Genomic DNA, 14,571 nt, shown 5'->3' with positions numbered 1-14,571 from the left:
CCTGAATCCTGATCCACTGTGAAATCAACGGTTTTCGGCGAATCCCGCGCCCTGAATGCCCAGGATGAGCGCGCCGCGGGCGATGGCGTCGGGGAGCCGGCTCGGCTCCAGGCGGAAGCGCGGGTGTTTCGCCTCCGGATCGCCGGGGCCCACCAGTTCGGGACGGGAGGCGTCGAGGCGGACCGCGGCGAGCGCGGTGCGGTCGATCGCGGACCGGCAATCCGCCAGGATCAGGTCGTGTGCGGACCCCAGCGCCCCACCGAGCAGAACGAGACTCGGGTTGAGCACGTTGCAGACGTTGCCGAGGACGAGGCCGAGGTGGAACGCTGCCTCGCGCAGGACCCGCAGGCACACCTGGTTGCCGGCGCGGGCCTTGTCGGCGATCTGGTAGAGGTCGGTCGGCTGCGCGGCGACGGGCAGCTGCCCAAGGCCCGAACGCACGTTGCGGATCAGGGTGTTCGCCCCGATCAGGGTCTCCAGGCAGCCGCGTCCGCCGCACTGGCAGTAGTCGCCGTCCGGATCGACGACGATGTGCCCGATCTCCGCCGCCGAGCCACTGCCGCCGCGGATCACCTGACCGCCGACGACCAACCCGCCGCCCACGCCGGTCGATCCCTTGATCCACAGCAGAATCTCCGCGTCGGGGTGGCAGTGCACGCTCTCCGCGAGCGCGCCCAGTGAGCCGTCGTTGTCCATGACCACGCGCAACTCGCCGCGCAGCGTGCCGGGACGCGCCTTGTCGCGCAGCAGCCGCTCCAACTCTGCGCGCGGCTCCGGCTGATCGCGCCACAGCGGGAACACCGGAGGGGTCAGCAGCCCGGAGCGCGGATCGACCGCGCCCGGGACGGCCAGCCCGACCGTCGCCATGTCGTCGAGTGATTCGCCCAGTTCCTCCGCGAGTCCGGTCACCGCCGCGAACACCGCGTTCGACCATGCCTGGACACCGTGCCTGGCGCCCACGTCGTCCTGCCTGCCGACCGGCGCGAGGTGCGGACTGTCGACGCGCCGGGCCACCACCGACGTGCGCTGGAAACCGAGTTCGATGCCCACCGCGACGCCGGTCAGCGGTTGCAGGCTCACCTGCTGCTCGCGTCCGGACGCCTGGCGCCGCACCACCCGCTCACCCTCGAGGGTGTTGAGGATGTTGCCCGCCGTCGCCGCCGCGATGCCGGCGTACTTCGCCACGTCGGTCTGGTTCCCGCCGCGGATCATCAGGGCCTGCAGGACGCGGCGGCGATTGCCGGCATCGCCCGCCTTGAGCAGGCTACGGAGATCGGCCACGAATTCCCCCGGTGGGTCGGCGAACGAGCGAGCGCGTCGGCGATCGTTCACAGTAAAGGCGTCTGCACCCGAAACTCAGGCTAATACTTCATTTCGTATCCGGCGGGACTTCGGACCGAATCGTCGAACCCCCCGAAATGAACGCCGCCACCCGGCAGCCGATGTGTCACGAGTCATACCCGACGAACGGCCCATCTGGACGATCGCACCCGAACGCCGGTTCACCCCGCCCGACCCGGCGATCGAAAGCCGCCACCGTGACCTCGAACCCGGACGGGCGCGGTCGTCGGGCGGGTCGCCATCGCGCCGGGCCCGAGCGAACCACCGGGCGCAGTCGCCGAGTTCGGTCTCCGGGTGTTCCCCTGGGGGAAGTCCCGGAGGTGATCGCGGCGTTCGGGCGCATCGTCTCGGGGAGTCTCCCTCCCTCGGGCGGACGATGACGCGGCCTACGGTCGAAGGAGAGGTTTGGGTCCGTCAACCCACCCTCTGATCTCGGGAGGCACAAGCGTGCCCGCCTCTTCGCGTGCCCGCCCGCGCGCCCTCGGCGCACGGCTCGTTCGGATCGCGGTCGGACTGTCCGCCGCCATGTCGCTCACCCTCGCCACCGCGACCTCCGCCGCCGCGGACGCCGTGGCCCCGACGCCACCGCCACCGCCGGGCGTCGACGCCGTGGGCCTGGCCGCCGACCTCCAGGCCCTGGTCGCCGGCGACATCTCCACCGCCGCCACCATCGAGGTCCGCCGGGACGGGAACGTCGTCTGGCGCGGCTCCGCCGGCGTCCGCGACCGCGACACGAACGCGCCCGTGCGCCCCGACGGCCGCTTCCGGGTCGGCAGCACCACCAAGTCGCCGGTCGCCACCGTCGTCCTGCAACTGGTCGGCGAGGGCAGGCTCCGTCTCGACGACCCGATCGACGCGTACCTGCCGGGTCTGCGCATCCCCCACGGGCCGGCGGGCGAACCCGTGCGCCTGCGCCATCTCCTCAACCACACCTCCGGCATTCCCGACTACGCCGACGACCCGGCCCTGTTCCCCGACTTCACGAACGAAGCCGCCGTGCGAACCTGGCTGCGCACGGGTCGATGGCAGACCCGAACCGCGCGCGAACTCTCGATCGCGTCCCTGCGCAGGCCGATGACCACCACACCGGGAAAGGACGACTTCCACTACTCCAACACCAACTACCTCCTCGCCGGGATGATCATCGAACGGGTCACCGGAAGGACCTACGCCGAAGAGGTCGAACGCCGCATCCTGCGTCCCTTGGGCATGCACGACACCGGATTCCCCGGTGACTCGCCGGAACTCGACCGCCCCTACGCGAAGTCCTACCTGCGCAACGGGGGCCGGGTCTTCGACGTCACCCGGCTGAACATGTCCGGGGCGGGCGCCTCGGGACAGATGATCTCGACGACCCGGGACCTGGCCCGCTTCGACGCGGCCCTGCTCTCCGGCAAGCTGCTGCGCCCGGCCGAACTCGCCGAGATGAAGAAGACCGTCCGCGGCGGCGAGGACGGATACGGACTCGGCCTGGGCAACTGGCCGCTGACCTGCGCCCCCGATCCGTGGGGCCTCGGCGGTACGGCGATCGGCACCCGCACCGGCATGTACGCGAGCCCGGACGGGCGCACCACGGTCGTGGTCGCGTTCAACCCGTACGGGCTCAACGTGACGCCGGCCCACGGCAGGGTCGTCGACAACATCATGAAGCACACGTTCTGCGGCAGGTCCGGCTGACCGGAGCCCGCGCATGGCAGCGCGGGGCCCTCGTCACGCCCGTGACGAGGGCCCCGCCGCGATTCGTCCGCCAAGGACACGGGCCTGATCAACAGCGCCGGTGCGCACGCGAACTCAGATGTCGAGGACGATGCGTTCGGTGCGGGCGCGCGAGACGCAAATCATGATGTACTCGCCGCCTTCCTTCTCCTCTTCCGTGAGAACGTGATCGCGGTGATCGGGCCTGCCCTCCACCACGAGCGTCTCGCAAGCCCCGCATATCCCTTCGGAGCAGGAGCTCTGCGTGCTCACGCCGGCGTCTTCGAGTGTCTTGAGGATGGTCCCGTCGGCGGGCACGGTCACCGTGATGCCGCTGCGCTTGGCCACGACTTCGAACGGTCCGTCGCCGGCTGCGGGCACGGCGGCGGGCGGAGCCGAGAAGCGCTCCAGGTGGAGTGCGCCCCGCGGCCAGGAGGAGGCCCGCTCCTCGATGGCGTCGAGGAGCCGGCTCGGGCCACAGGTGTAGATCGCGGTGTCCCGGCAGGGGTCACCGAGTGCCGTGTCGAGGTCGATCGGCCCGGCCTCGTCGGCGGGATGCACATGCACCCGCACGGAGTCCAGCTCGTCGAGGAACGCCATCGAGGCCCGACTGCGGCCGCCGTAGGTGAGTTTCCAGTCCAGTCCCCGGGACTCCGCGTCCCGAATCATCGGTATCAGCGGGGTGATGCCGATGCCGCCGGCCACGAAGCGGATGCGGGTGTGGGAAGGCGGGTCGAACGGGAAGTGGTTGCGAGGACCCGCCACCTCGATCAGTGCGCCGACGCGCAACCGGTCGTGGACGAACCGGGAACCGCCTCGGCCGTCGGCCTCCCGCAGGACGCCGATGCGATAGGACTTCCGATCCTCCGGGTCACCGCACAGGGAGTACTGCCGGACCGAGCCGTCGCCGACCGTCAGGTCGATGTGGGCCCCGGGTTCCCATCCGGGCAGGTCCTGCCCGATCGGATCCACCAGGATGAGGGAGACGACCCCCGCAGCCTCCCATCGGATCTGTCTCACCAACAACTGCATGATTCTTCCTTCGCTTCCCTGCCGCGCGCGAACTCGCCGGAAAGGCAACCGCCGAGGGGAGCCGGTCGGTGGTCGGATGCGGTGGTCGGATGCCGTGGTCAGGCGCGGAGGAACTCGGTGACGACCGAGTCGTGCTCCTCGGGCTTCTCCCACTGCGGCCAGTGGCCCGCGTCCGCGATGCAGGAGTACTGCGCATCGGGGATGAGCGAGGCGAGCTTGCGGCCGAACTCCGGGCCGGTACCGGGGTTGTGGTCGCTCCAGAGCACCAGGGTCGGCTGTCGGATCCGGCCGAGCATCTGCGGGGTGACGCGATGCGGAGAGTCGGACCGGAAGCTGTTCCGCATGACGTTGACAAGGCCCTCGCGGGTCTCGGGGCGCTGGTAGAAGAACTGCCGCAGCGTGACGAGTTCCTCGGTGACGCGGTCCGGCTCGGCCATCAGCCACTCGAGCCGTTTGCGGACCGTCTCGCGGGTCGGGTCGCCGATCGCGGCGAGCGAGCGCGCCCTGAGCGCGTCGCCGGCCGCGAGCCGCTCCGGCGTGACGGGCCCTTCCTCCACCTCGGCGCCGGCGGTCGTATTGAGGATGATCCTTCCGACGCGGTCGGGGTGGTGCAGTGCCATCCACATGCTCACCCAGCCGCCCAGGGACTCGCCTTCGAGGTGGGCCGTGTCGGCGCCGATCGAGTCCATCAGGTCGACGACCTGTTCGGCGTAGGTCGGCACCATCTCGGTGGTGAAGGGTCGGCCCGAGGAGAAGCCGTGCCACAGCAGGTCGATGGCGATGACGCGGAAATGCCTGCTCAGCCGCATGATGTTGCGGCTGTACGCCTCCGCGTGGCCGCCGTTCCCGTGCATGAGGATGAGCGGCTCCCCCTCGCCGGCTTCGATGACACGGGTCTTGAACTCCTTGCCCCGGTACCCGATCGAGGCACCGACCAGGTCGTTCCACATGCTGTTCACGGACATCGGTCCGCCTCCCTTACTGCGAGAATTCGACGATCGACCCGCCGCCGAGTCGGTCAGCAACTCTGGTGTCCCCACACCTTGTCGCCGGTGTGGTGGGTGGAGATGTGCGTCGCGGGGTCGATCAGCAGACCGCCGGCGCCGTATTCGAGCCTGAAGCCGGACGGCGTCTGGAGATAGCAGGAGATCATCCGGTCGTTGACGTGCCGACCGAGTCCGACCAGCGGCTTGGCACCCGAGGCGTGGACGCGATCCATCGCGCGGCCGACCATGTCGACGTGCGTCGGCTCCAGCATCAGGTGGCTGACCGAGGGCGCCGCGGGGTCCCCCTCGATCAGGGCGAGACTGTGATGGCGCTCGTTGACGTGCAGGAAGTTGATCAGCCGCGGGGGCATGATCACGTAATCGCTGAGCCCGAATCCGAGCACGTTGCGGTAGAACTCGTTGCAGGCATCGAACTCCACGGTGCGGAGCACGATATGACCCACCCCGAGCGCGCCGGCGACGAACTCCACTCCCGCAGGTGAGTGGAACGGATCCGGATCGGCGCTCGGGCCCCAGTAGAACTCCAGCCGGTTGCCGTCCGGATCGTGGCTGCTGTAAAGCTCCGTGACCCCACGATGCCGGGCCGACTGCGGCGTCTCCTCGACCACGTCGAAGCCGTGCGTCGCGAGATGGTCGACCAGCGCCGCGAGTGCGTCGGGTGACGCGGTCTCCCAGCCGAGGTACGCGAGCCCCTCCCCGGCGCCCGCCTCGACGGCGATCCGCCACGAGCGCTCGTCCATGCGCAGGCGCAGTTCCGTCTCCGCCGCGTCAGGCGTGGATACGTCCTGGAGTCCGAGAATGCCGGTGCCGAAGGTTCGCCAGTCCTCGACTCGGGCGCTGGTGAATCCGACGTAACCGAGCGCGCGAATATAGCGGTCCTGTTTCATGACGGGTCCCCTATCCAACGATCAGACGATGTCGGTCATGTCATAGGGCTGCACGTCGGCATCGAGCACCACCGCATGGCGGAGAATCTCGAAGCCCTCGCCCTTCGCGGCCAGGAGGTCGTCGTACGTCCCGGCGGCGTGGACCCGGGAGTGTCCGTCGAGACCGGTGCGCACCAACACCACACTCGCCTTCACGTTGAGAGTGCCGTCGCTCTCGACGAAGACGCGCAGGTTGCCGATCAGATGGACCCGGGGCTTGCGCTGCATGCGCCAGTAGCCGGAGAGGTAGGCCGCACGGACCTGGAGCGCGACGATCCCACGCTCCTTCGTCAGGTACAGACCCGTGTCGGCATTGTCCCGATCCGTCACGGAGTACTCGGCATTCTGGTGGAAAAGCCCCAGCCAGTCGCGGTAACGGTCCTCGTCCAGGCATGCCGCCCAGTCGGCGTAGAAGGCACGCACCCGCTCGATCAGGGCCGGGTCGTATGTGCGGGTGCCACTGGTCGGCGCCGTCCGCGGCTGCACGACCTCGTGCTCGAATACCTGCTGCTCACTCATGAACGAATCCCTTCTCCAACACGATGGGCTCTTCGTTGATGTAGGAATTCCAGAGCTTGTGGAAGCACCGCAGCGAGTACTCGTCGAACTTGTCGCCGACCTTGCCCGGCTTGAGACCGCGGCCCATGTGGGAGGTCGCCAGGCTGGTGCCCCGCAGTCCGCTCTGCGCGCGTACCGCCGCCTCGAGGTCGTCGGCGCTGATCTTGCCCCAGGAACCCTGGGAATCGGCGCCGGTCTCCAGGCGACGCTTGCGCTCCGCCGCAGACTCACCGACCTTGCCCAGGATGATGAGCTCCACGATCGTGCTGTCCAGACCGAGGGGAGTCGCCACCTCCAGGAAGATGCTGCTGCCGTCCGCGTCGTACTGGAGGTCGAAGTTCGGGAAGACCGCGAAGATCGTGTTGCCGTGCCGGACGTCCCGCTCCCACGCCGCGAGTCGGGCTTCCTGTTCCTGCGCGGTATGGCCGCGACTGGCGGAGTCCTCGACCGTCAGCGTGAGGTTCTCGCCCAGCTCGGCGGAGAGGCCGGCGGCGTACTTCTCGATGTTGAAACCGCCGTACGCCGGGAACGTCAGCATCGAGTGACCGCTGGCCAGCTCGTAATTCTTGCCGGGCTGCATACCGCCGCGGCCGTCGGCGATCATGCGGTGCAGGAACTGCGGGTGATAGTTGTCCCGGAAGTTGTCGGTCCAGAGCTTCCAATTGCCCGGGTAGTCCCATCGGGCGCGGCCGATGACCTCGGTATCGGCCATGAATTCCCGCAGGTACCGCGCCGCCTCGCCCAGGTAGTCCTCGAAGTTCTCGACGGCCGGGTCGATGGCGGCGAATACGAGTCCGGCGAACTCCGCGACCTTGACCGGTGTCAGGCCGTACTGGGATTTGTCGAGGCCCTCGCCATAGGCCCGCGGGAACGGAACCCCGATGAGGTCGCCTTTGTCGCTGAATGCCCAGGCGTGATACATGCACTTCACCGAACCCGGGCACGTGCCCTTGGCGCCGAGGAGTACCTCGACTCCGCGGTGGGTGCACGCGTTGTGGAAACCGCGAATGACCCCGTCGGTGCCGCGCCACACCGCGACCGGTTCTCCGGCGATCCTCGCCGTCCGGTAGCTACCCGGCTCGGGAAGCTCCGAGGTGTGGCAGATGAGCTGCCAGGTACGCCGGAAGATCTTGACCCGCTCCTCTTCGTAGAGGCCGGGGTCGGTGTAGTTCCTCCGGGGCACCAGCATGGGCGAGGTACGCGTGTGCTCGTCGAGGGGCGGCGTCGGACGTTCTGCCTGCGCGGTCATGGGTTTGTCTCCCTTCGAGACGCTCGCATCAAACTGTCGTTCACGCGATCCGCCCGGAGCGGGTCGACGTGTCCGAACCGCCGCGAACGCAGTGCGACGAACAATCCACGCTGTGCCCGAGAATTTCTGCGGTCGATGTCATGTGTGCTCACTTCGAGATCTCGCTCGGCGAATACGGTGCCGATTTCCTGCGCCGAGGATCCGGGATGGATTCGATCGGTTTGGTTGCCGCATCAAAATCACCGGGAACCGGGTGGCTTCAGTGTGGAGGGAATTGCCGGTCGCGCGGCAGAGCCGGTCGATACGCGGTCCAAGTAACGCGTACCGGCAGTACGTGTCAGGCCGTCCCGGGCGTACAGTTTCGGACCATGGCACCTGAAGACAGTGACCTGGGAGGTTTCCTCCGCTCCCGCCGTGCGCGCGTGAACCCGACAAGCTTCGGCGGTGCGCCCGGCATCGGGCGGCGAGTACCCGGCCTTCGGCGGGAAGAGGTGGCCGCGCTCGCCGGCATCAGCGTCGAGTACTACGCCCGCCTCGAACGCGGTCAGAAAGTGCGTGTCTCCGAGGCCGTACTGGGCGCCATCGCACGCGCCCTCGACCTCAACGATCTGGAGGCCACGCACCTCCGCGACCTCGCGCACTCCGTGGAGAAGAGCCCGACGGCCGCCAGGGCACAGGACCATGACGGCGATGCCGTACGCCCGGCGCTACAGGTGATCACCGACGCGCTCAGTCCGCTGCCGGCATGGATCAGCAACTACCGCATGGACTTCCTTGCCGGGAACCGCGAAGCGCGCGCGATCTACGCGCCCCTGCTCACCAACCCCGAAGACAAGGGCAACCGGGCTCGCTTCATCTTCCTCAACCCGGCCGGTCGAGCCTTCGAGTGCCGATGGGAGCGTGTCGCCGACGAAACCGTGGGAGCGCTCCGGTGGTACGCCACACGTCATCCCGACGATCGCGAACTCGCCGAGCTCATCCTCGACCTCAACGTGCGCAGCACGGAGTTCCGGTCCCGCTGGGACGATCACAACATCAGCCACCATCGCTCGGGCGACGTGCATGTGAACCCTCCGGCCATCGGCGACCTCAAGCTCCCCTACGAGCGGCTCGACGTCACGCACGACCCGGGCTTGAGCCTGTTCATCCACGTGGTGGAAGCCGGTTCGCCCCTCGCGCAAAGGCTTGCCGCCGTGGTGGCCGACGGCCTCTCGGCACCCCCGCGCGTGTAGATCGCCGACCGGTGCGGGCCTTCGGGTCGTATCTGCGGCCGGACCTGTCCCGACGGCGGTGAAAAGTCGCCCGGGGTCCGGGGCCGTTAAGGCGTTCGGTGGGGTCCGGACTCCGGGCGACGTGCCGCGTTATCGAGGCGACGACGTATCCGACCGCGCTAGCTGCACGGTTTGCCGATGGCGCGTGGCGGACAGTCGGCGTAGTCGAGCAGGTGCAGCACCGCGTTCTTGTTCCGCGTGGTCTCGCGCGGGATCACCTCGTCGGGCGGATAGAAACCGCCCCCGCCGGAACGGGGGTACATCTCGAACGTGTAGGCGTATATTCGCTGGTCACCCCAGAGCCAGTCGTCGATCGTGCCGTCCGTGATGTAGAGGTCGGACGACTGCTCGGGCGTGTAGCCGTTGGTCGCGGCCATCGCCTGACCGATCGTGGCGAACGTGTTGTACTCGTCGAGCGACATGCCCGGTACGACGTTCGTGTACGTCCAGCCGAACGGCCACAGCACCAGTTCGCTGTAGGTGTGGAAGTCGATCGCGGCCGTGATCTGCTGCTTGCCGCCGATCCTGCGTCCGCGCACCCAGTCGGCCATCGCCTTGACCTCGGGCGACGACTCGGCTCGCGGACCTCGATACGTCTCACTCGACGGGACGGGCGAGGAACCGTTGCAGCAGCCGAACTTGTAGTTCCAGTTCCGGTTCAGGTCGGTACCGACATTGCTCGAACCGGCGTTGGGCTGACGGTTCTTGCGCCAACTGCGGTACGCGCCGGTGGCGATGTCGAACTCGCCGCCGTCGGGGTTGACGTCGGGCATGATCCAGATCTCGCGACTGTCCACGAGCGACTTGATCCGGGCGTCGTTCGCGTAGCCTTCGCCGAGCATCTTGACCAGGTAGAGCGCCATCTCGACGGTCAGGTGCTCACGGGCGTGCTGGTGGGCGGTGAACAGCACTTCCGGCTCGTTCTCGTCCACGGTGGGGTTGTCGGAGATCTTCAGGACGTACAGGTCGCGCCCCTGATAGCTGCGGCCGATCACCTGTTTGGTGATGATGTCCGGATGGTTCGCGACGGCCTTGTCCAGCTCGGTGACCATCTCGGCGTAGTTGTGGTAATTCGAATCGGACGGCGGGAAGTCGAACGCGTGCGCGTCCTGCTCCGGCGCGCGCGTCGACGGCGAGTCGACGCGGAATCCGAGTGCCCTGATCCGGCGGACCTCGGACGGCGTCGCGGTGATCACGAGTCGACTGTCGTCGACGCCGTCGATCGAGGCGCCGGTGCCGGCGATGGCGGTGCGCTGCTCTGCCGTGCGCACTCCGACGACCTGGTATTCGGCCCCCGACTCGACCTTGTCCGCGCTCGAACTGCTCTGTCCTACGGCCGTGTTCGAGGTGGCGCTCAACAGCACGACCGCGCCGGCGAGCGCGCCGGCCAGTGCCGACAGACGCCTTCTCCTGCCGATCGATGTCCGTGTCAGTGTTCGTGTTCTCTTCACGCATGCCTCCTGAGGGCGGCGTCGGCATTCCCCGACGCCGGAGGGGGTTTCCTCGCGTGCGGACGACCGCCGCTTCGATGGGGACCGGGCGGCAGCCGAGAATGCGTCTCCGAACACCGGCGGGGCGTCACGGCCCGAGGGCACAGCCGAATCGACGTGGGGACGAGGACCCGGTGACATCGGCTGCCGGCACCACGGCCGGAAGCCGAACACGAACGCGCGACCGAAGGTCGGAGGGGACGAACGCGCGCTGTACGGGAAACCGCTTCCCGCACCCGGCCCCGGTCCCTCACGAACGCGTTTCGGAAGTCGAGGACCCGATCGACACGGGAAGCCGTCGTTGCTGTGGTGGAGTTCCGGACTCGTCGCCCGACGCGGGCGGCGGAAGCCGGACGGGAGGTGCTGCGAGACCGACCGTCAGGCGGTCACGTCGCATTGTGTCCGATACGCGACACATGGACAGCCATAAATCGAGCCGAACCCGCGACCGAGATCACCGGTGCCCGGGCCGACGGCCCCGCTCACTCAGCGGTGGCAAAGCGGATGCGGATCGGCCGCCCGAATCCACCCCCGCGTGCCGTGCCCTGCGGCGATGTCGAGGTCGACACCGACCGACGTCACGCACCGCCACCCCCGCACCGCACGCGCATCCTCACGGCACACCCGCCACATGGCGAAACCACGTGTCCGTTTCCCACCGGCCGAACGCGCTTCCGGCACGCAGGGTGGACGCCGCTCCGGACGCCCGGTACCGATCGTCGGGGGATCGCTCTGGCCCTCACGGTCAGGACCAGGACCGCGACCGCCTCGAAGGCCGACGCCACGACGAGCGCCGCATGCTTCCGCCCCGAGACCCAGTACACGGAACAAGGCGACGAACGACGTTATGCAGAAGGCGGGTTCATCGACTCCGAGCTGAAGCAGCCTGCGGGACGCCGGGCGCGGATCGCTCCGGTGCGCCGTCTCCCAACCGAACACGGGGGTCCTGCGTTCCCGCCGCGGCAACGAATCACCGCGAATGACCGTTGCCCGAGCCGGAACCCGACACAACCGAACCACCACGGCCGCGGCCTTGCGGCGGGTACTCCGGACGTCGAACGGGGCCTGGCCGCCTGCGTCGCACTCGCGGCCGACTGGTCTACTCGTGGCAGGCGACGTCGTGTACGCACCCACGGGTACGCCACGGGAGCGCGGACCCCGTCCCCCACCGCGAGCCGGGGTCGCGTACCGATGAGTTTTCCGCGCCGCGCCGGTCCATACCCCGGACACCCACGGACGGAAGGCCGCGCCATGCGGAAACTGATCTACGGCATGAACCTGACCCTGGACGGCTACATCGCCGCGGCCGGCGACGACATCGGCTGGAGCGGACCGCCGAGCGACGAGCTGTTCCAGTGGTGGCTCGACCACGAGCAGGCGAGTGACCTGTCGCTGTACGGGCGCAAGCTGTGGGAGGCGATGAGCTCCTACTGGCCGACCGGCGACCAGCAGCCCGGCGCCACCCCGGCTGAGATCGAGTTTGCGCGGAACTGGCGGGACACGCCGAAGGTGGTGTTCTCCTCGACGATCAAAAAGGTCGACTGGAACACCCGCCTGGTCACCGGTGACGCGATCGCCGAGATCACCCGGCTCAAGGCCGAGGACGGCGGCCCGATGACCATCGGCGGCGCAACGCTCGCCGGGGCAGCGATGCGGGCCGGGCTGATCGACGAGTACATGATCGCCGCCCATCCGGTCCTGGTGGGCGGCGGCACGCCGTTCTTCACCGCGCTGGACAGCTGGGTGAACCTGAAGCTGGTGGAGACGCGGACGATGCCCGGCGACGTGATTCTGACCAGGTACGAGACGAAGCGCTGAGCAGCACCACCCACGCGCTTGTCTTGTCGCCATGCAGATGGCGAGCGAGACGAGCGCGAGCCGGCCGATTGCCATGTCGTGTGAAAACACGGGATTCCGCCGTTCTCGAACGACATGGCTCGCGTGGAAAAGGGCCGTTGAGATGTCCGAGCGCAAGAAATCGGATCGGATTGTGTCCACCACCGGTCATGGCCGGGCCGGCGCGGACCGGTTCGCGGCGTCGGGTGCGGTCGGCGACACGATGATTGCCCGGCGACGCCGCCCGAACCCGCCGGCCTCAGGTCGTCCCCTCCAGGCGGCGGCGGTCCTCGGCGGTCCACTTGCGGGTGTCCCTCGGACGGACGTAGGGCTCCCGGTCCTCGGGCAGCCCGCCGGCGATCGCGCGTCGCCGGGCGAGTTCGGCGTCGAACTCGAGGCCGAGCAGGACCGCGAGATTGGTGATCCACAACCACACCAGGAAGATGATCACACCCGCGAGCGTTCCGTACGTCTTGTTGTACGAGGCGAAGTTCGCGACGTAGAAGGCGAAACCGGCGGAGGCGACCATCCAGATCGCCAGGGCCACGAGGCTGCCAGGGGTTACCCACACGAAGCCACGACCGGCGGCGTTGGGCGCGGCCCAATACAGGATCGCGATCATCATCATCACGACCACCACCAGGATCGGCCACTTCACGATCGACCACACCGCCAGCACGCCGTCGCCGACACCCAGCGCGGTACCCACGTGCCGAGCCAGAGCACCGGTGAAGACCACGATCAACGCACTCACACACGCCAACAGCATCAGCGCGACGGTCAGACCGACCCGCAGCGGAAGGATCTTCCACACCGGCCGGCCCTCGGGCATGTCGTAGACGGCGTTGGAGGCCCGGATGAACGCGGCGACATAGCCGGACGCGGACCACACGGCGACCATCAGACCCACCACCGCCAGCAGCGAACCCAGGCCGCCGTCGTTGCGCAACTGCCGCACCGCGTCGCTGATCACGTCACGTACCGAACTCGGCGCCCAGGTGTGCAGATTGTCCAGCACCTGCTCGGTGGCGGACTCACCGGCGACACCCAGGAGGGAGACCATCACCAGCAGGCCGGGGAACAGCGCCATGACGCTGTAGTAGGTCAAGGCCGCGGCCCGGTCCGAGAGTTCGTCGTCCTTGAACTCCTTGACCGTACCGCGCAGCACCGCCCACCAGGCGCGTTTGGACAACTCGGTGGGCTCGGCGGGCTCTCGTTCCTCGACCTGCTCGGAGGGACCCACCTCGATCGCACGATCGGCGTCGTCCCCTTGGCGTCCGTGTCGCGATGCGCGTGTCATATCCGACGGATTTCCGCCCCGGCCCACCTCATGCCCGGTTCGACGCCCCATCCTGTCGGAACGGGGCCGATGCCGAACTCGCACCCCGCGCTCCTCCGGCACCCATGCCTCCCGGACCGCACTCACCCTGCGGCCGGCAACCCATCACCGAACGGAAGTTCGGACTCGAGCGCTGTTATCGCGGTTCGTGGTCGTAGACCTTGAGCTCCCGAGTGATATCGCTCCCGTCCACCCAGAACGTACCCTTGTTGGCATACCTGTCCCACGCGACGATCTGCGGACGAAACCACTCATTCCACGAATGTATCGGCCCGTTGGGAATGTGCCATCCCTCGCCGCCGGTCATGGAGTGCACCCAGGTGAAGCACAGCGAGCGCTCGGGAAGCGCCCGGTCATTGATATCCACGTAATCCCACCACCGGTTCCCGTCGGGGGAGTTGACGATCTTCCCCGTGCCGGGCGTGTGGGGTTCGGTGTTCCAGACAGGTAGTAGTTCCAGGCATCCGTCGACACAAACTCTGTGTTGCCGCCTTCCTGGGTTGTCGCGCGCGAGTAGTCCCAGGCGACGTCCTCCCGCGTGTACGTTACGGCTGTCCGCGGGCTGAGGGTGACCTTGCTCTGATGTGTACCGTCTCGTGAACTCGAGAAGGTGGCACCCGAGTCGGTCTTGCACCGGACGCCGATCGACTTCTCGTTCACCCCGGCCGAGCAGTACACGTAGAACGTGACGTGGCACGTCCCGCCGTCCTCGGTCACGGATCTGCTCACCAAACTAGGACCTGTCCGGTCGATCATGTGACTACTTCGCCTCCGGGTCGTTGATATGGATATGGGGCGGGGCGATCTGACCGATGCGGAATGGGAGC

General features: G+C 68.0%; 12 protein-coding genes. 3 read left to right on the top strand and 9 right to left on the bottom strand.

Features of this window, described 5'->3' with window-relative positions; all coding sequences use genetic code 11:
• Window positions 1–24 precede the first annotated feature (24 nt).
• Entirely contained in the window at window positions 25–1,281 is a 1,257-nt protein-coding gene (locus tag ACH4XV_RS39315; protein ID WP_395797840.1) for an ROK family transcriptional regulator, read from the bottom strand.
• A gap of 507 nt (window positions 1,282–1,788) precedes the next feature.
• On the opposite strand from ACH4XV_RS39315, the gene ACH4XV_RS39310 reads away from it, so the two are divergent.
• Window positions 1,789–3,018, top strand: coding sequence for a serine hydrolase domain-containing protein (locus ACH4XV_RS39310; protein ID WP_395797838.1), 1,230 nt, complete (start codon window positions 1,789–1,791; stop codon window positions 3,016–3,018).
• A gap of 114 nt (window positions 3,019–3,132) precedes the next feature.
• Here the strand turns inward: ACH4XV_RS39310 and ACH4XV_RS39305 are convergent, their stop codons facing one another.
• From ACH4XV_RS39305 to ACH4XV_RS39285, 5 genes are all read right to left on the bottom strand, one after another.
• Window positions 3,133–4,068, bottom strand: coding sequence for a PDR/VanB family oxidoreductase (locus ACH4XV_RS39305; protein ID WP_395797836.1), 936 nt, complete (start codon window positions 4,066–4,068; stop codon window positions 3,133–3,135).
• A gap of 98 nt (window positions 4,069–4,166) precedes the next feature.
• Window positions 4,167–5,033, bottom strand: coding sequence for an alpha/beta fold hydrolase (locus ACH4XV_RS39300; protein ID WP_395797834.1), 867 nt, complete (start codon window positions 5,031–5,033; stop codon window positions 4,167–4,169).
• Between the two features lie 53 nt (window positions 5,034–5,086).
• Complete coding sequence (locus ACH4XV_RS39295; protein ID WP_395797832.1) at window positions 5,087–5,962, bottom strand: VOC family protein; 876 nt, start codon at window positions 5,960–5,962, stop codon at window positions 5,087–5,089.
• Between the two features lie 21 nt (window positions 5,963–5,983).
• The gene (locus ACH4XV_RS39290; protein ID WP_395797830.1) at window positions 5,984–6,520 is read right to left on the bottom strand and encodes an aromatic-ring-hydroxylating dioxygenase subunit beta; all 537 of its coding nucleotides are present in this window, start codon (window positions 6,518–6,520) and stop codon (window positions 5,984–5,986) included.
• Complete coding sequence (locus ACH4XV_RS39285) at window positions 6,513–7,808, bottom strand: aromatic ring-hydroxylating dioxygenase subunit alpha (RefSeq protein ID WP_395797828.1); 1,296 nt, start codon at window positions 7,806–7,808, stop codon at window positions 6,513–6,515. Before ACH4XV_RS39285 ends, ACH4XV_RS39290 begins: the two co-directional genes overlap by 8 nt.
• Window positions 7,809–8,176: 368 nt before the next feature.
• Here ACH4XV_RS39285 and ACH4XV_RS39280 point away from each other — a divergent pair, with 368 nt between their 5' ends.
• Window positions 8,177–9,040, top strand: coding sequence for a helix-turn-helix domain-containing protein (locus tag ACH4XV_RS39280; RefSeq protein ID WP_395797826.1), 864 nt, complete (start codon window positions 8,177–8,179; stop codon window positions 9,038–9,040).
• A gap of 158 nt (window positions 9,041–9,198) precedes the next feature.
• Here the strand turns inward: ACH4XV_RS39280 and ACH4XV_RS39275 are convergent, their stop codons facing one another.
• Window positions 9,199–10,530: a M14 family metallopeptidase gene (locus tag ACH4XV_RS39275; RefSeq protein ID WP_395797824.1), complete on the bottom strand. Its 1,332-nt coding sequence runs from the start codon at window positions 10,528–10,530 to the stop codon at window positions 9,199–9,201.
• 1,290 nt (window positions 10,531–11,820) lie between these two features.
• On the opposite strand from ACH4XV_RS39275, the gene ACH4XV_RS39270 reads away from it, so the two are divergent.
• Entirely contained in the window at window positions 11,821–12,387 is a 567-nt protein-coding gene (locus tag ACH4XV_RS39270; RefSeq protein ID WP_395797822.1) for a dihydrofolate reductase family protein, read from the top strand.
• Window positions 12,388–12,664: 277 nt separating this feature from the next.
• Here the strand turns inward: ACH4XV_RS39270 and ACH4XV_RS39265 are convergent, their stop codons facing one another.
• Together ACH4XV_RS39265 and ACH4XV_RS39260 are read right to left on the bottom strand one after the other, a co-directional pair.
• Entirely contained in the window at window positions 12,665–13,705 is a 1,041-nt protein-coding gene (locus ACH4XV_RS39265) for a YihY/virulence factor BrkB family protein (protein ID WP_395797820.1), read from the bottom strand.
• A gap of 175 nt (window positions 13,706–13,880) precedes the next feature.
• Window positions 13,881–14,111, bottom strand: a complete 231-nt coding sequence (locus ACH4XV_RS39260) for a hypothetical protein (protein ID WP_395797818.1) — start codon at window positions 14,109–14,111, stop codon at window positions 13,881–13,883.
• Between the last annotated feature and the right edge of the window lie 460 nt (window positions 14,112–14,571).

The organism is Embleya sp. NPDC020630 (assembly GCF_044334985.1).
In the GTDB taxonomy this organism is placed as follows: Bacteria; Actinomycetota; Actinomycetes; order Streptomycetales; family Streptomycetaceae; genus Embleya.
Note: the sequence above shows the minus strand (reverse complement) of the source record. Positions and strands in the feature narration are given on the sequence as shown.

What these genes read in the sequence shown, in the direction of transcription:
- ACH4XV_RS39270 (WP_395797822.1), top strand. Translation starts at nt 11,821, where the DNA reads ATGCGGAAACTGATCTACGGCATGAACCTGACCCTGGACGGCTACATC.
- ACH4XV_RS39290 (WP_395797830.1), bottom strand. Translation starts at nt 6,520, where the DNA reads ATGAGTGAGCAGCAGGTATTCGAGCACGAGGTCGTGCAGCCGCGGACG.
- ACH4XV_RS39305 (WP_395797836.1), bottom strand. Translation starts at nt 4,068, where the DNA reads ATGCAGTTGTTGGTGAGACAGATCCGATGGGAGGCTGCGGGGGTCGTC.
- ACH4XV_RS39295 (WP_395797832.1), bottom strand. Translation starts at nt 5,962, where the DNA reads ATGAAACAGGACCGCTATATTCGCGCGCTCGGTTACGTCGGATTCACC.
- ACH4XV_RS39280 (WP_395797826.1), top strand. Translation starts at nt 8,177, where the DNA reads ATGGCACCTGAAGACAGTGACCTGGGAGGTTTCCTCCGCTCCCGCCGT.
- ACH4XV_RS39265 (WP_395797820.1), bottom strand. Translation starts at nt 13,705, where the DNA reads ATGACACGCGCATCGCGACACGGACGCCAAGGGGACGACGCCGATCGT.
- ACH4XV_RS39300 (WP_395797834.1), bottom strand. Translation starts at nt 5,033, where the DNA reads ATGTCCGTGAACAGCATGTGGAACGACCTGGTCGGTGCCTCGATCGGG.
- ACH4XV_RS39285 (WP_395797828.1), bottom strand. Translation starts at nt 7,808, where the DNA reads ATGACCGCGCAGGCAGAACGTCCGACGCCGCCCCTCGACGAGCACACG.